This window comes from Simplicispira sp. 125, from assembly GCF_003096555.1.
In the GTDB taxonomy this organism is placed as follows: domain Bacteria; phylum Pseudomonadota; class Gammaproteobacteria; order Burkholderiales; family Burkholderiaceae_C; genus Simplicispira.
In genome coordinates, this window is the sequence record NZ_QEKM01000001.1 from 2,889,381 (window position 1) to 2,904,873 (window position 15,493).

The 15,493-nt window shown below is 61.7% G+C and carries 14 protein-coding genes; 9 read left to right on the forward strand and 5 right to left on the reverse strand.

What is annotated here, in order from left to right; translation table 11 throughout:
* Positions 1 to 152 precede the first annotated feature (152 nt).
* From C8D04_RS13515 to C8D04_RS13555, 8 genes are all read left to right on the forward strand, one after another.
* Positions 153 to 497, forward strand: coding sequence for a DUF4148 domain-containing protein (locus C8D04_RS13515; protein ID WP_116005316.1), 345 nt, complete (start codon positions 153 to 155; stop codon positions 495 to 497).
* A 66-nt stretch (positions 498 to 563) separates the two neighbouring features.
* Positions 564 to 899 carry a hypothetical protein gene (locus tag C8D04_RS19205; protein WP_347708430.1) on the forward strand — a complete coding sequence of 112 codons (336 nt, stop codon included), beginning with the start codon at positions 564 to 566 and terminating at the stop codon, positions 897 to 899.
* A 157-nt stretch (positions 900 to 1,056) separates the two neighbouring features.
* Entirely contained in the window at positions 1,057 to 2,412 is a 1,356-nt protein-coding gene (locus C8D04_RS13525; RefSeq protein WP_116005318.1) for a TolC family protein, read from the forward strand.
* Between the two features lie 2 nt (positions 2,413 to 2,414).
* Entirely contained in the window at positions 2,415 to 4,025 is a 1,611-nt protein-coding gene (locus C8D04_RS13530; protein ID WP_116005319.1) for an efflux RND transporter periplasmic adaptor subunit, read from the forward strand.
* Positions 4,026 to 4,040: 15 nt separating this feature from the next.
* Positions 4,041 to 7,226, forward strand: coding sequence for a CusA/CzcA family heavy metal efflux RND transporter (locus C8D04_RS13535; protein WP_116005320.1), 3,186 nt, complete (start codon positions 4,041 to 4,043; stop codon positions 7,224 to 7,226).
* Between the two features lie 60 nt (positions 7,227 to 7,286).
* Positions 7,287 to 7,667, forward strand: a complete 381-nt coding sequence (locus tag C8D04_RS13540; protein WP_116005321.1) for a hypothetical protein — start codon at positions 7,287 to 7,289, stop codon at positions 7,665 to 7,667.
* A gap of 429 nt (positions 7,668 to 8,096) precedes the next feature.
* Positions 8,097 to 9,029 (forward strand): cation diffusion facilitator family transporter, encoded by a 933-nt coding sequence (locus C8D04_RS13550; RefSeq protein WP_116005322.1) that lies wholly within the window; start codon positions 8,097 to 8,099, stop codon positions 9,027 to 9,029.
* 80 nt (positions 9,030 to 9,109) lie between these two features.
* Entirely contained in the window at positions 9,110 to 9,424 is a 315-nt protein-coding gene (locus tag C8D04_RS13555) for a hypothetical protein (protein WP_116701318.1), read from the forward strand.
* 139 nt (positions 9,425 to 9,563) lie between these two features.
* On the opposite strand, the gene C8D04_RS13560 is transcribed toward C8D04_RS13555, so the two are convergent.
* The 5 genes from C8D04_RS13560 to C8D04_RS13580 all read right to left on the reverse strand — a co-directional run bounded on the left by C8D04_RS13560 (position 9,564) and on the right by C8D04_RS13580 (position 15,000).
* Positions 9,564 to 10,091, reverse strand: coding sequence for a DUF4148 domain-containing protein (locus tag C8D04_RS13560; protein ID WP_116005324.1), 528 nt, complete (start codon positions 10,089 to 10,091; stop codon positions 9,564 to 9,566).
* Positions 10,092 to 10,189: 98 nt separating this feature from the next.
* A complete protein-coding gene (locus C8D04_RS13565) occupies positions 10,190 to 10,561 on the reverse strand; it encodes a hypothetical protein (protein ID WP_116005325.1) in 372 nt (123 codons plus the stop codon).
* Between the two features lie 223 nt (positions 10,562 to 10,784).
* On the reverse strand, positions 10,785 to 11,282 hold the full coding sequence (gene lspA, locus C8D04_RS13570) for a signal peptidase II (RefSeq protein WP_116005326.1): 498 nt from the start codon (positions 11,280 to 11,282) through the stop codon (positions 10,785 to 10,787).
* Between the two features lie 175 nt (positions 11,283 to 11,457).
* On the reverse strand, positions 11,458 to 12,015 hold the full coding sequence (locus C8D04_RS13575) for a phosphatase PAP2 family protein (protein ID WP_243405760.1): 558 nt from the start codon (positions 12,013 to 12,015) through the stop codon (positions 11,458 to 11,460).
* Positions 12,016 to 12,087: 72 nt separating this feature from the next.
* Positions 12,088 to 15,000, reverse strand: a complete 2,913-nt coding sequence (locus C8D04_RS13580; RefSeq protein WP_116005328.1) for a heavy metal translocating P-type ATPase — start codon at positions 14,998 to 15,000, stop codon at positions 12,088 to 12,090.
* Between the two features lie 94 nt (positions 15,001 to 15,094).
* Between C8D04_RS13580 and cadR the strand changes: the two genes are divergently transcribed.
* On the forward strand, positions 15,095 to 15,493 hold the full coding sequence (cadR, locus tag C8D04_RS13585) for a Cd(II)/Pb(II)-responsive transcriptional regulator (RefSeq protein ID WP_116005329.1): 399 nt from the start codon (positions 15,095 to 15,097) through the stop codon (positions 15,491 to 15,493).

The window sequence follows — 15,493 nt, forward strand, 5'->3', positions numbered from 1 at the left end:
CCATTCTCGAAGAATGCCTCCTGTTCGTAGATTACGAATTTGTCATCTGGCTGTTGGCGCCTTGTCGCGCGCCGATTTCTACAGTCCCACCGTGTCGAAAGGCATAGCCCGGGCAAGTCGCCGCTGGCTCATCCGAATCAAGGGACCACACCATGACCGTTCGCAAACCCCTCCCACTCTCCCTGATTGCCCTTGCCCTTGCCATTGCGGCCCCAGGCCTGGCATCTGCTTCGGCGCTCTACCATCCCGCCGGCGGTGAAGTGGGAATGACCACCCATCCCGACCACGTGCAAAGCAACATGTCCCGTGGCGACGTGCTCCGGTCGGTCGACGTCGCGCGCAAGGACGGTACGCTGGCGATCCTGTCACGGGGTGGTGCACTGCCTGTCAAGGCAACGGGCGGCTCCAAGACGCGTGAGCAGGTGCAGCAGGAATATCTGAACATGTCAGCCGCTGAAAAACAGCGCATCCAGGAACTGTACGGCTCGGGCGGCTGATCGTCACACGAAGTTTTCCGGACCGCGTGCTAGACTCAAAAAATGCGCCGCCTGATCGTCGTTTTTATGCTTGCATTGCTCCCGTTCCAGTTCAGCTGGTCCGCGGTGGCTGCTTATTGCATGCACGAGAACTCGACCGCCCAGGCGCAGCATCTGGGGCATCACGAACACAAGCACGAAGCCAAAAGCGGGATCGGCCAAGCCGACAAGACCGGCCAAGGCGCAGACATGTCCGATGTCGACTGCTCGGTTTGCCATGGTGCTGGCATCGGGGCCCTCAACTGGTCTTGTGCAAAACATCGCATCTGCCATGACAGCCGTGTGGACTCACCGTCAGGTGAGCGCTTGGCGGCTGTAACGCCCACCCCCCCCGACCGCCCACAGTGGCCCGTCCTCGCCTGATCGGCGGGGGCATCTCTCCTTCTTTCAGTCCTTCGTGTCCGCCTCCTGGCGGATGCAGTTGCGCTTGTCGCGGCTGCATTGACTGACGATTTGCCAGGCAGCTGCACGGTTGCCACCCCGCCGATTCCCTCGTGTTTTGAAACCACTGGAGAATCGGATGTTCAAGGGTATTTACCTTCAAGGAAAGCCGCACGCATGGCGCGGCCGCACTAAATTCAGGCTCGCGGCAGGTGCCGCGGCCATATTGCTGACCTTCTCGGGCGGGGCCTTTTCTCAGGGCACGTCGCAAGATCCAGTCGTTGGAGCACAGGATCCCCAGACTGCCGCGGTGTCTCCCGCTGGGCCTCTGTCGCTGGCCAAGGCCATCGAGTTGGCCTTGGAAGGGAATCCAGAGGTGGCTGCCGCTACGCGCCAGTTGGAGGCAACAGAGGGGCAGATTCTTCAAGGGCGTTCACGCCCCAATCCCGAGCTTGCCTACTCGCTGGAGGACGCACGGTCCAAAACACGTACGCAAAGCTGGCAGCTCAACCTTCCCGTGGAATTGGGGGGAAAGCGTGCAGCGCGTACCAAAGCGGCCGAAAAGTCACGCGAGCAGGCGGCGGCCCAGCTCGCTGAGCTGAAGGCGACCGTGCGGGCCAATGTGGCCGCAGCCTACTTCGATGTCCTGACGGCGCAGGAGCGATTGGCGCTCGCCAAAGACAGCGTGGCATTGGCCAAGTCGTCGACGGATACCGTGGCCAAGCGCGTAGCCGCTGGCAAGGTGTCACCTGTGGAAGAGTCCAAGGCCCGCGTTGCGGAAGCCGGCGTTCGCGTCGAGCTCGCCCAGGCAGCCAGCGAACAACGCAATGCACTGTCTCGCCTGTTTGCGCTGGTGGGACAGATCAACGCGCCGTTCACCGTCCTCGAGGGCAAAGCCGACAACCTTCCCGCGGTACCGCCCCTCGCCGATCTTCAGCCCTTGATATCTTCTTCGCCAGGCGTTGTCCTCGCCCGGATCGAGGTGGATCGGCGCCAGGCCCTGACTGAACTGGAGCAAAGCAAGCGCGTGCCCGATGTCACCGTCAGCGTCGGCATGCAGCGCAGCAACGAGACCCAACGCAACGTCCTGCTGTTTGGTGTCTCCGTGCCTCTGCCTGTGTTTGACCGCAACCAGGGCAACCTGCTGGAAGCGCTCAAGCTTGAGGACAAGGCCCGTGACGAGTTGCAAGGGGCCACGGTGCGCCTGCACAGCGAAGTGGCGCAGGCGCGCGAACGCCTTTCGACCATCACTGCGGAGATCCAGTCGCTGCAACAGGACGTCCTGCCCGGCGCGAAGTCGGCATACGACGCGGCCACCATTGGCTTCGAGAACGGAAAGTTCAACTTCCTGGAGGTGCTCGATGCCCAGCGCACCTACTTCACCGCCAAATCCCAGTACCTCAAAGCCCTGGGCGAGGCACACCGCGCGGCGGCGGATGTCGACCGCCTGCTCGGGGCCAGCACGGTTTCCGGCTTGATCGCAACGCACAACTGAGCATGACCATGAACACCAGCACATCCACCATCAGCAAAAAGCATCTCATCGCTATTGCCGTTGTCCTCGCGCTAGGGGTCGGGGCCGGAGCCTTCATCCTGCAAGGCGGCGGCAAGCCCAAAGCAGTCGCTGCCGAGGGCGATGGCCACGGCCACGGCAGCCATACCGAGGCCAAGGGGCACGGTGATGGAGAACACCACGGCAAGGGCGGTGAAAAAGGCCACGACGACGACAAAGGCCACGCCGATGGCGAGCACCATGAAAAGAGCCAGGCCAAGGGCCCCCACGGCGGTACCGTGTTCAAGGAAGGCGACTTCAGCCTGGAAGCGTTGCTGTCCGAAGACGGTGGCGAGCCTCGGCTGCGGATCTGGCTGTCCGACAAGGACAAGCCGCTCCCCCTGACCGCGGCAACGGTCACGGCAACAGTGACACGCCCGACAGACGACAAGCAGAAGCTGACGTTTGCCGCAGAAAAGGACAGCCTGGTCAGCCGCGAGATCGTGGCCGAACCCCACGCGTTCGACATCGAGATCATTGCGCAGACGGCCACCGAACCTTTCATGTTCGTGATGAGCAAGGAAGAGGGAAAGATCGAACTGACCGATGCCCAGATCAAGGCCGCCTCCATTACGGTGGACTCTGCGTCGGCAGCCAACATCAAGACGGCGCTGCTTTTGCCCGGCGAAATCCGGCTGAACGAGGACCGGACTTCGCACGTGGTTCCCCGTCTGGCGGGTGTGGTGGAGAGTGTCAGCGCCAGCCTGGGCCAGGTCGTCAAAAAGGGGCAGGTTCTGGCCGCCATCGCGAGCCCGACCGCTTCGGAGCAGCGCAGCGAGCTGCAGACGGCGCAAAAGCGCCTGGCGCTGGCCAAGACCACCTACGAGCGGGAAAAGAAGCTGTGGGAGCAAAAGGTCTCTGCCGAACAGGACTACCTGCAGGCCAGGCAGGCGTTGAGCGAAGCGGAGGTCGCTGTCGCCAACGCCAATCAGAAGCTCAGTGCGCTGGGCCTGTCCACCTCGTCCGTGTCCGGACTAAACCGTATCGAACTGCGCGCGCCCTTTGACGGCATCGTCATCGAGAAGCACCTGAGTCTTGGCGAGGCCGTCAAGGAAGATGCGGCGGTGTTCACCATCTCGGACCTTTCCACGGTGTGGGCTGAGATCAATGTTCCTGCAAAGGATCTGCCGTCGGTGCGGGTGGGCGAGAAAGTCACCATCAAGGCCACCGCCTTCGATGCCTCCGCCACGGGCACTGTCGCTTTCGTGGGCGCGTTGATCGGTGAGCAGACCCGTACCGCCAAGGCCCGCGTCGTTCTTGATAACCCCAAGGGCGCCTGGCGCCCCGGCCTGTTCGTCAATGTCGAGGTGGTGTCCGAAGAAACGGCAGCGCCTGTGACCATCTCGGCCGACGCAGTCCAGAACGTCGGAGAAAAGCCCGTGGTCTTCCTCAAGGTCGACGGCGGCTTCATCGCCCAACCTGTGAAGCTGGGCCGAAGCGATGGCAAGCGCATCGAGGTCCTGTCGGGCCTCAAGCCCGGCATGCCCTACGCCTCGACAGGCAGCTTCGTCGTGAAGTCCGAACTCGGCAAGGGATCTGCCGAACACACGCACTGATCCCGGAGCGCATACATGTTTGAAAAACTCATCCGATTCTCGATCGAGCAGCGATGGCTGGTGCTGCTGGCGGCCCTGGGCATGGCGGCGCTGGGCGTCTTCAGCTACCAGAAGCTGCCCATCGACGCGGTCCCCGACATCACCAACGTCCAGGTTCAGATCAACACCCAGGCCGCCGGTTATTCGCCTCTGGAGACCGAGCAGCGGGTCACGTATCCCATCGAGACAGTCATGGCCGGCCTGCCGAACCTGGAGCAGACCAGGTCGCTGTCACGGTACGGACTGTCGCAAGTGACCGTCATTTTCAAAGACGGAACCGACATCTATTTCGCGCGCCAGTTGGTCAATGAGCGCATCCAGGAAGCCAGAGACCGGCTGCCCGCCGGCATCACGCCAGCCCTGGGGCCCATCTCAACCGGTTTGGGCGAGATCTATCTGTGGACCGTCGAAACCAAGGATGGGGCCAGGAAGCCCGATGGAAGTCCCTACACCCCGACCGACCTGCGCGAGATCCAGGACTGGATCATCAAGCCGCAGCTGCGAAACGTTCCTGGCGTGACCGAAATCAACTCCATTGGCGGCTTTGCCAAGGAGTATCAGATCGCCCCCATCCCGGAACGACTTGCCTCGCTGGGCGTGACGCTGCAAGACGTCGTCACGGCACTGGACCGCAACAACGGCAACGTGGGCGCTGGGTATATCGAAAAGCGCGGCGAGCAGTACCTGATTCGTGCCCCTGGACAGGTCAAGTCGCTGGAGGACATTGGCAACGTGATCCTGAGCAGTGCCAACGGTGTCCCTGTGCGCGTGCGCGACGTGGCCGAGGTGGGCATTGGCCGGGAACTGCGAACGGGTGCCGCAACTGACAACGGGCGCGAGGTGGTTCTCGGCACGGTGTTCATGCTGATCGGAGAAAACAGCCGGACCGTCTCGCAGGCAGTGGACAAGAAGATGCTGGAGGTCAACAAGAGCCTCCCAGAGGGCGTGCACGCGGTGACGGTCTATGACCGTACCGTGCTCGTCGACAAGGCCATCAATACCGTCAAGAAGAACCTGCTGGAAGGCGCGGTACTGGTGATCGTGATCCTGTTCCTCTTTCTGGGCAATATCCGGGCCGCAGTCATCACGGCAATGGTCATCCCCTTGTCGATGCTCTTCACGTTCACCGGGATGGTCCACTACAAGGTGAGTGCCAATCTGATGAGCCTGGGGGCCCTGGACTTCGGCATCATCATTGACGGCGCTGTGGTGATCGTGGAGAACTGCGTTCGGCGGCTCGCCCATGCGCAGGCGCACCACGGCCGGCCGCTGACCCGGGCAGAGCGCTTTCATGAAGTGTTCCTGGCATCCCAGGAGTCACGCCGCCCATTGCTGTTCGGACAGCTCATCATCATGGTGGTGTACCTGCCTATCTTTGCGCTGACGGGCGTTGAAGGGAAGATGTTCCACCCCATGGCCTTCACGGTGGTCGCCGCCTTGGTGGGCGCGATGATCCTGTCGGTAACCTTCATCCCGGCAGCGGTGGCCCTCTTCATCGGCAATCGTGTCAGCGAGAAGGAAAACTTTCTGCTGGGCCACGCCAAGCGCCTGTACGGCCCCATGCTTGATCGCGTGATGGGCGCCAAGACGCTGGTTCTCACCATTGCCGCGGTTGCAGTGGTCCTGTGCGGATTGATCGCGACCCGCATGGGCAGCGAGTTTGTGCCCAACCTCAATGAAGGCGACTTCGCTATTCAGGCACTGCGCATTCCGGGCACCAGCCTTTCCCAGTCGGTGGCGATGCAGCAGCAGATCGAAAAGACGCTGAAAGCGAAGTTCCCCGAAATCGAGCGCATCTTCGCCAGAACTGGGACGGCGGAAATCGCATCGGACCCCATGCCGCCGAACATTTCTGACGGGTACATCATGCTCAAGCCGATGGATGAATGGCCCGAGCCTCGAAAGACCCGTGATGAACTGCTCGCTGCGATCCAGGAAGTCATTGGCAAGATCCCCGGCAACAACTACGAGTTCTCCCAGCCCATTCAGTTGCGCTTCAACGAGCTGATCTCAGGGGTGCGCAGCGACGTGGCAGTGAAGATCTTCGGAGACGACATGGACGTGTTGAACAAGTCCGCGGAAGAAGTCTCCGCCATGCTGCAAAAGATCCAGGGCTCCTCTGAGGTGAAGGTCGAGCAGACGACGGGCCTTCCGATGCTCACGGTGAACATTGACCGCCAGAAGGCAGCGCGCTACGGGTTGAACGTTGCCGACATCCAGGACACCGTGGCCACAGCCATTGGTGGTCGTGAGGCCGGCACCATGTTCGAGGGAGACCGCCGGTTCGATATCCTCGTTCGCCTGCCTGAGACGCTTCGCAACGACCTGGAAGGCATGAAGCGGCTACCCATACCGCTGCCGCGCTCTGCCGGTGCAACGGAAGCCAAGACGAACTTCATCCCGCTGGGTGAGGTCGCAACGTTCGAGCTGGCACCCGGCCCCAACCAGGTCAGCCGAGAAAACGGCAAGCGCCGCATCGTCGTGAGCACGAACGTGCGCGGGCGCGATGTGGGCTCCTTCGTGGCAGAGGCGGAGCAAGGTCTGGCGCAGATCAAGATCCCCACCGGCTACTGGACGAGCTGGGGTGGCACCTTTGAGAACCTGCAGTCGGCTACCAAGCGCCTGCAGATCGTTGTGCCGGTCTCCTTGCTGCTGGTCTTCGTGCTGCTGTTCGCGATGTTCGGCAATGCCAAGGATGGTCTGCTGGTCTTCACCGGCATCCCATTCGCATTGACAGGGGGCATTCTGGCCCTGTGGCTTCGGGACATCCCGATGTCCATCTCCGCAGCCGTTGGCTTTATTGCGCTGTCCGGGGTGGCGGTGCTCAACGGACTGGTGATGATTTCCTACATCCGCAGCCTGAGGGAAGGCGGCGTCGGCCTGGATGAAGCGATCCGGGATGGCGCCCTGACTCGGTTACGCCCGGTACTGATGACCGCCCTGGTGGCCTCGCTGGGCTTCATTCCCATGGCCATCGCCACAGGCACCGGCGCGGAAGTCCAGCGTCCTCTGGCCACTGTGGTGATCGGTGGAATTCTTTCATCCACGCTGCTCACGCTGCTCGTGCTGCCGATTCTTTACCGGCTGGCCCACAGGCCCGATGAAGAAGCCGAGGACGTGTCTGCCGAGCCCTCCCACCCGGACGCACCGAAGCCTGTGTAGTCGAAGACGGTCCCGCTGATCGCGGGACCTTCCCTTTTCTCCAACCCCAAAGGAACTGCCATGAAACTCTCCCACCTCATTCTCGCCCTCACGGTATCGATCTCTGGCGCAGCCATCGCGGCTGACAACCACGGCCACGACGTCAAACCGATGCACGGTGGTGCTGTGGCGGAAGCCAAGGACGTCGAGTACGAATTCGTCGCCAGTGCCGACAAGCTGCAGCTCTACATGCGCGACCACGGAAAACCCGTTGCCGTGGCGGGGATGACCGCCAAGGTCACCCTGCTGGCCGGCAGCGAGAAGCAGGAGGTTCAACTCCAAGCCGGTGAGGGCAAGTTGGAAGCCGCGGGTAGCTTCAAGGTCCCCGCTGGTACCAAAGCCGTGGTCGCCGTCTCGAAGGCCGGCAAGTCGGTCGCCTCGGTCCGCTTCACGCTGAAGTAACACCAACGCCGCCCGAAGCATCGCTCAAGTCCATGCGAACGACCCCGCAGTGGCGGGTCCGGACCGCCCCTCGGCGCTGTGCATGTCCTTGCCCTTAGAGGCAAAAAGGAGCGATCCATGTCAATGCAGGCGGCCCAGGGTGGGCTTTTCGCCAAGCTGTTCTGGATCTGGATCAGCTTGTTGGTCTCTGTGTTTGTGTTCTGGCGGCTGCGGCACATGTGGCTCAAGCGTCATCCCCCGATGGACGTTCGAACCAAGTACAGCCGGAGACTGGCCAAGAGACTGAGGGACCGGCAAATAACGCGCTTGAAGTGCCGAACCACGGGCAAGCCTCGGCATCGGCGACGTCATTGAGCGCCAAGGCCGGACGAGGACCGCGGACTGAACGCGGTCGATGACATCACCAGACTGAATCTGAGGAGACAGACCATGGGAAAAGGTTCCGACCACGCCTTGCCAGCGGCGGGAAACGAAAACGCATTGCGCTACGCGCTGATGCTCACCGGCGGCTTCATGCTGGCAGAGGTCATTGGTGGCGTCATGCTCAACAGCCTGGCTCTGCTGTCCGATGCCGCACACATGTTCACCGACGTGGCGGCGTTGGCCATTGCGCTGGCGGCCATTCGGGTCGGGCGCCGGGCTGTCGACGACCGGCGCACCTTTGGCTACCACCGATTTGAGATCCTGGCCGCCGCGTTCAATGCCTTGCTCCTGTTCGGTGTTGCGGCGTACATCCTCTATGAGGCGTGGCAACGCTGGAGCAACCCGCCGGCAGTTCAGACCACAGGGGTGCTGGTGATCGCTGTACTGGGCACGATCGTCAACCTCGTGAGCATGCGCCTTCTGTCCTCAGGCAAGGATTCCAGCCTCAATGTCAAAGGAGCCTACCTTGAAGTCTGGAGCGACCTGCTCGGCTCGATTGGTGTCATCGTGGGAGCGCTGGTCATTCTGTTCACAGGGTGGAACTGGGTCGACACCGTCATTGCCGTGGCCATCGGCTTGTGGGTGCTGCCGCGCACCTGGATCCTCCTGAAAGAGACGCTCAACATCCTGCTCGAAGGCGTCCCCGAAGGCATCGATCTGCCTCAGCTCAAGCGTGCGCTTCTGGACCTGCCAGGGGTGGCGTCTGTGCATGAGCTGCATGTCTGGGCGGTCAGCAGCGCCAAGACCAGTCTGAGCGCTCACGTCGTCTACAACCCGCAAGCGGCAGACCCTGCCACCATGCTGCACGCCGTCAACCAGATGCTGGCGAAGCAATTCGAGATCACCCACACCACCATCCAGTTGGAAACCCAAGCCTGCGGTACGGCTGCGGCCAGCGCTTCGAATGCTGGTGCGGATCACTGGAAAGCACCCGTGTGAATCCCGCTCGGACGACCACCCTCGGTTCCTGCTTTGCACAGGGCTGCGCAAACAGGTTGCGCCTGCCAGCGCTGTGTGTCGTGGCCTTGCTCGCCGCCGGCTGCGCCACCCCCGTGTATGAAAACTCGCTGCCGTGGGCGGAGGGTTGGCGCGTGGGAAAAATCAGCAGGATTGAAGCCACTGCTCAGGACCTGGCGTTCTACAAGCGCCGGTGCAAGACCGATCAGTTAGATCGTGCGCAAGAGCGGTTCGCCATTGTCCAGTGGAGAGAGGTGGGTCGGTCGCGCTGGACCGTTGCGCGTCTGCCTGCAGATGTAGCCGTGGTTGCTGGAGAGCCGGTCTACGTCAAGGTTTGGGATTGCTCGGCGGCCCTCGTCAAACGCGAGATGAATTAGAGCGCAGGCCAGCTCCAGTGGGTCGATTCAGATACCTAACCGGTCGCGCCCGGCGTGCACGAGTGAACGGCGCTGGGGCCCACCAGCAAGGAGCGTGAGGGTGGGCCAGCCCAGCGCGACTGGGCTCAGGATCTGATGTTCAGAGATCGCGACCATTGGAGTGGCCCGAGTGCGCGGCCGTCGAGCCCGCGTGGTGCTGGTGGTATTGGCCAGGGTAGATTTCATTGAGCTTGCGGCCGTCCTCGCCAGCGGCCATCAGGTCCCCGGTGTGGATGGCCTCTGCCAGTTCCTCCTTGACCTGCTCGCGTGTCTTGCCGGCTTGCGCCATCTTGGACGGATACAGGTTGGGCTGCAGTTCATTGAACCGTGATCCGGATTCCCCGGCGGCAAGCATGTCACCGCTGCGAACGGCCTGCTCCAGTTCCGCCCGCACCTGGTCCCGGGTCTTGCCCAGCACCGGGGTCTTCAACTGGTAGCCACCGGCGCTGAGCTCACTGACTTTGGCGCCGATTTCCCCGCCGGCCATGATGTCGCCGCTGCGCAGGGCTTGCGATAGCTCGGCTTTGACCTCCTCGCGGGTCTTGGACTGGACACCATGGCTGGCATCGAAAGCGAATGCAGGGGCTGCGCTCAGCGCGAAAATGATGAGGGTGGTCTTGAGTTTCATATTGGTCCTTGAGGTCAATGCTTGGAAGCGAAAAATGGTGCCTTGGATAGGCAGGGTGGAATGAACGGCGTGTGCCAGGCCCGAAGGCCCTCAGCAACTCATGGAGCTTGGTGGGCTTCGACCCAGCCGATCTCGCCGCCCAGGTCGCGCACCCCATTCGCAGTGGCGGGGCGCTTTTGAGCCGCTTGCAGTTCATCGAGAACTTGCTGCCGGCTCTTCGTTGACACGGGCGCTTTGACCAGCGGATAGGTGGCGGGGTAGCCACGGCTGATCCAGTGCAATGAGCCATCTTGCTGGGCAACGAGCACGTTCTTTTGTACGTCTTCTCGGCTGACAGCGTTGCCCAGGTGGGATGGCACGAAAGAGACACCTTCTTCCTGGGTAGGGCTGGTGTGATACACGGTCGAAGCGAGGGAGGCCGTAGCGGCGGTCGCCAAGCCGAGTGCGATGAGGGCGAAACGAACTTTCATGGGGTCTCCTTGAGCACTGAACTCCCGTTTGGGAATTCAGGAGATGCAACCTTTTTTGCACCACGGAGACAAGGTTAGAAATCTGCCGCCCGCGTGGCGCTGACCGCAGCATTACAGTTTTGAAAGGACACACTTAAAAAATTGGGGAGAGGTTTGATTCGCGCCCCCTTCTTGGTGGAGGGACCGAGGCAAGCATGAATAAACCATCCATGGCGCGCGTGGTTTACCGTGGCTCTTTCGCTGCGGCAGGACGTTCCCCGCTCATCAGCGAGAGAAGCACCAGAGCCATTGCTCCCCCCACGATGGCCATGTCTGCGATATTGAAGGCAGGCCAGTGCCATCCGCGCAGGTGAAAGTCCAGATAGTCAATGACTTGACCCCGCACCGCCCGGTCGAATGCGTTGCCCACTGCGCCGCCAAGGATGAGACTGTAAGAAAGCCCTTCCAGTTTCCGCAGTGGGCTGTACAGCTGCAACGCTAGCCAAGCTGACACCGCGAGGGCAATCGCGAGAAAGAACCACCGCTGCCAGCCACCAGCGCCGGCGAGGAAACTGAACGCCGCGCCGGGATTGAGGACATGAACCAAATTGAAGAATGAAGTGACCTCATGCGACCATCCTGATGGGGTCCTCGCGTCGATATAGCTCTTGGCAGCCTGATCGGCGAGAAACACAATGATTGCGAGTGCATACCACTGCATTCTTTTCGGCGGGAGATTCATATAAGTTAACTTGGGTTGAAGGCTTCACGCACAGCTATCGCAGGAGCGAGAGGGGGGCTGATGCTATCTTCGCTGGTGCTGGTAGCGCCAAAGGGAGGATAAGTTCGAAGCGAACCAGATCGGCCACATTTGCGCAGCACTGCCAGACTCCGACGGCGCCCAGTAAAAGCGTCATCTACCATCTCGGTCCTGTGATCGGCAGACTTCGTGCCAAGCGCCGAGCCCAAGGGTGCGCAGCCGCAGCGCACGCCCCGCCCAACACAAGGCCTGCGATCACGTCCATCGGAAAATGCGCGCCCAGTACGATACGCGACCACCCGACTGCGGCTGCGAACAACAGCAAGCCAATCCTGCCCGCCAAGCCCAGCGCAGGCCAAAGTGCTGCCGCTAGGACCCCGGCGTAGACCGAGTGGCCGCTGGGCATGGTGTATCGGCTGTCAGGTGCAGAGTGGGCCCGGTAGACTGCATCGCCCAAGAGCACGAACGGACGCGGCAGCGCGAAGACCGCCTTGAAAATGGCTGCGCCAATGAATCCAAGCGCCAGTCCAAGCGCAAATCTGTACAACGTCACGTCGAATGGAATTGATCCTTCCCGGCCACGCATTCGCTGCCAAACCAGCATCAGTGCCACTACGCCCGGCGCGCCCCAGAAGCTGCCGACTACGCTCAAGATCTCGTGCAACAAGATCCAGTCGTTTGGCAGGGCACGTTGGATGGACAGGAAGAGATCCATGTTGGCGCCGCCCCATTCATACAGCCAGTGTCTTGTCCACTGCGTCAAGTCGTCAGGCGCCAGCATGAGGCGTCAGGCCGTCTTGAGTTTGAGCAGGCGCAGGCCGTTGAAGACGACGAGCATGCTGGCTCCCATGTCCGCGAACACTGCCATCCACATCGTTGCATGGCCCGTGAACGTCAGCGCGAGGAAGACCGCCTTGATGCCCAACGCCAGCACGATGTTCTGCGTCAGTATCGAGGCGGTCGTGCGCGACAGGCGGATGAACGTCGGGATCTTGCGCAGGTCGTCGTCCATCAGAGCGACGTCTGCCGTTTCTATGGCAGTGTCGGTACCGGCCGCACCCATGGCGAAGCCAATGTCGGAACGCGCGAGCGCCGGCGAATCGTTGATGCCGTCGCCCACCATCCCGACTTGGCCCTCACCGCCGATAAGGCTCTCGATGGTCTTGAGCTTGTCTTCGGGCAATTGGTCGCCACGGGCTTCAGAGATCCCGACCTGGGCCGCGATGGCGTCAGCTGTGTACTGATTGTCCCCGGTTAGCATCAGCGTGCGCACGCCGAGCGCTTGCAGGTCGGCCACGGCTTCACGGCTGGTTTCCTTCACCGTGTCGGCGACAGCGAAGATGCCGAGCACGGTGCTCTCATTCATCAGCAGGATGGCTGTCTTGCCTTGGCGCTCAAGGCCTTGAAGCTGCGATTGCAAAGCAACCTCGCTGAGGCCGAGCTCATTTGCGAGACGGTGATTGCCCATCTGCAGCATTCGGCCGTCAATGCGTCCACGCACGCCGCGCCCCGGCAGGGCCGAGAAGTCGTCGACTTCGTGCAGCGAGACGCCGTCCCGGTTTGCCTTGCGGGCAATGGCTTGGGACACCGGATGGTCTGAACGCGTAGCAAGGCTAGCAGCCCAGGCGGCTACCTGCTGGGCATCGCCGATCAGCGGCAGGAAGTCGGTCTGCTCGGGCTTGCCATGGGTGAGCGTGCCGGTCTTGTCCAGCGCCAAGGCCTTGAGTTTGCGCCCGCCCTCCAGATACACGCCACCCTTGATAAGGATGCCGCGCCTGGCGGCTGCGGCGAGACCGCTGACGATCGTGACGGGGGTTGAGATCACCAGCGCGCAGGGGCACGCGATCACCAGCAGCACCAGCGCCTTGTAGATCCAGTCGAACCACTCGCCGCCAAAGCCTAGCGGTGGAACGACCGCGACAAGCACGGCCACCACGAACACTGCCGGGGTGTAGATCCGCGCGAATTGGTCGACGAAGCGCTGCGTGGGCGCGCGGCTGCCCTGCGCCGACTCAACCGCATGGATGATGCGCGCAAGCGTCGAGTCGCTTGCGCCAGCGGTCACTTGGTACTCGAAGGAGCCGGTCTCGTTGATGGTGCCCGCGAACACCTGGTCGCCTTCCGCCTTCTCGACGGGGAGGCTCTCACCCGTGATGGGGGCCTGATTGATGGCCGAGCGGCCTGAGGTGATGAGACCATCCAGCGCAATGCGCTCGCCTGGACGCACCCGGACCACCGTGCCCTTGGCGATCTGCTTGGCTGGCAGTTCTGCCCACGAGCCGTCAGCCTGCCTCACGATTGCTGTCTCTGGTGCCAGGTCCATCAGTCCGCGAATCGCATTGCGCGCGCGGTCCAGCGACTTTGCCTCGATTACCTCGGCCAGCGCAAAGAGGAACATGACCATGGCCGCCTCGGGCCAGTGGCCGATCACCATGCCGCCCGTGACCGCAATTGACATCAGGGCGTTCATGTTCAGGTTGTGGTTTTTCAGGGCGATCCACCCCTTCTTGTAGGTGCTTAGGCCGCCAGTGAAGATCGAGACCAGGGCCAGCACGATCACGGCCCAATGGTTCCCATCGTTGACCCAGTAGACGCCTTCAGCGAGCACTGCCGCAATGCCGGATACGGCCATCGGCAACCAGCTAGTCTTGTGCGCTGGAACCAGGGGATCGCGCGGCTCGTCGGTCTTCTGCACCTCGGTTTCCATGCCCAGGGACTCGATGGCTTCGATGGCTGGCTGGATCGCGTCAGGCGAGTGCTGGACTGTGAGCGTACGCTGCATCAGGTTGAAATCCAGGCCTTGCACACCCGGCAGGCCTTGCAGCTTGCCGCGGATCAGGCTTTCCTCCGTCGGGCAGTCCATCTTGGCGATGCGCAGCCGTGTAGTGACTGTTTGCAGGTCCTGCCGCTCGGCCTTCATGCCTATGGAAACGAGCGCCTTCTCGATCGACTGCGTGGAGGTCAGCGTATGCTGCACACCCAGCACCCGTTGCATCAGGTTGAAGTCCAGGGCAGTCACGCCTGGCTCCTTGCTCAGGCGGTTGCGGATCAACGCTTCCTCCGTTGGGCAATCCATGTTCTCAATCCGGTACGTCACGCGCTCTCCGGCAGGCGTCTCCGAAATCGGGACGGTCGGCAGTGGCTTTTGTATCGAGGACTCGACCATTGGCTCGGTTGCCGCCGGCCTCGCGAGACTGGCGGGCTTTTCTTGCGCACGCATGCCAATGGAATCCAGGACCTGCTCCATTTGCGCGCGTGCCTCGGCGAGGTGCTTCACCGACAAGGTGCGTTCAGCCAAGTTAAAACCCAGGTCCTGGACCCCCTCAACCGTGCCCAGGTGCGAGCGGATGAGTTTCTCCTCGTTCGGACAGTCCATGTTTTCGATGCGGTAGGTGGTCAGCACCGAGGCATCTCGGAGAGCCTTAGCCTTCATTCCCACGGAGTGCAGCGCTTGCTCCAGATTCTCGACCGTGACCAACCTGTGCGAAACGGTCAGCTTGCGCTGTGGGAGATCGAATTCCAGCCGCTCGACGCCGGTCATGCCCTCCAACGTACGCCGCACCAGCGCTTCCTCGTTGCGGCAGTCCATGTTGCTTACATGGAAAACAGTGCTCTCAGTGCTGGCTTGTTCTCCGGCGCAGTTCGCCGGTTGGCCACTGCCGCCCGAGCATCCACATGAATTGGAAATATCATTGTTCATAAATAGTTCACTGTTCGTTGGCAGAGGATTTCCCCGCATGCCTTAATTAAAAAATCTCTAGTTGGTATAGAGTCAAGCTTTACGGAGGACAACCATGCTACGGATCGGTGAACTGGCCAAAAGGGCGGACTGCCTGGTGCAGACGGTGCGCTTTTACGAATCCGAGGGCTTGCTGCTAGAGCCTGCGCGCAGCGAAGGCAATTTCAGGTTGTATGACGATGCCCATTTGCGACGCTTGCTTTTCATCCGCCGCTGCCGTGCCAAGGACATGACTTTGGGGGAGATCCGGCAATTGTTGAGTTTTCGGGATCGGCCTGAGCTCGATTGCAGTGAGGTGAATTCGCTGGTGGACTCCCATATCGCCCAGGTGCGGGCCAAGATCAAGGAGTTGAGGGAGCTTGAGCGCGAGCTGACGGATCTGCGGCGCTCCTGTTGCACCGCCCGCACGGCGCGCGAGTGCGGCATTCTCAACGGCTTGGCCGAACCAGCCTGA

Bases quoted from the DNA above. Each gene is read 5' to 3' on its own strand.
- C8D04_RS13530 (WP_116005319.1), top strand. From the start codon at position 2,415: ATGACCATGAACACCAGCACATCCACCATCAGCAAAAAGCATCTCATC.
- C8D04_RS13525 (WP_116005318.1), top strand. From the start codon at position 1,057: ATGTTCAAGGGTATTTACCTTCAAGGAAAGCCGCACGCATGGCGCGGC.
- lspA (WP_116005326.1), bottom strand. From the start codon at position 11,282: ATGAATCTCCCGCCGAAAAGAATGCAGTGGTATGCACTCGCAATCATT.
- C8D04_RS13565 (WP_116005325.1), bottom strand. From the start codon at position 10,561: ATGAAAGTTCGTTTCGCCCTCATCGCACTCGGCTTGGCGACCGCCGCT.
- C8D04_RS13575 (WP_243405760.1), bottom strand. From the start codon at position 12,015: ATGGATCTCTTCCTGTCCATCCAACGTGCCCTGCCAAACGACTGGATC.
- C8D04_RS13540 (WP_116005321.1), top strand. From the start codon at position 7,287: ATGAAACTCTCCCACCTCATTCTCGCCCTCACGGTATCGATCTCTGGC.
- C8D04_RS13580 (WP_116005328.1), bottom strand. From the start codon at position 15,000: ATGAACAATGATATTTCCAATTCATGTGGATGCTCGGGCGGCAGTGGC.
- C8D04_RS13560 (WP_116005324.1), bottom strand. From the start codon at position 10,091: ATGAAACTCAAGACCACCCTCATCATTTTCGCGCTGAGCGCAGCCCCT.
- cadR (WP_116005329.1), top strand. From the start codon at position 15,095: ATGCTACGGATCGGTGAACTGGCCAAAAGGGCGGACTGCCTGGTGCAG.
- C8D04_RS13535 (WP_116005320.1), top strand. From the start codon at position 4,041: ATGTTTGAAAAACTCATCCGATTCTCGATCGAGCAGCGATGGCTGGTG.
- C8D04_RS19205 (WP_347708430.1), top strand. From the start codon at position 564: ATGCTTGCATTGCTCCCGTTCCAGTTCAGCTGGTCCGCGGTGGCTGCT.
- C8D04_RS13515 (WP_116005316.1), top strand. From the start codon at position 153: ATGACCGTTCGCAAACCCCTCCCACTCTCCCTGATTGCCCTTGCCCTT.
- C8D04_RS13550 (WP_116005322.1), top strand. From the start codon at position 8,097: ATGGGAAAAGGTTCCGACCACGCCTTGCCAGCGGCGGGAAACGAAAAC.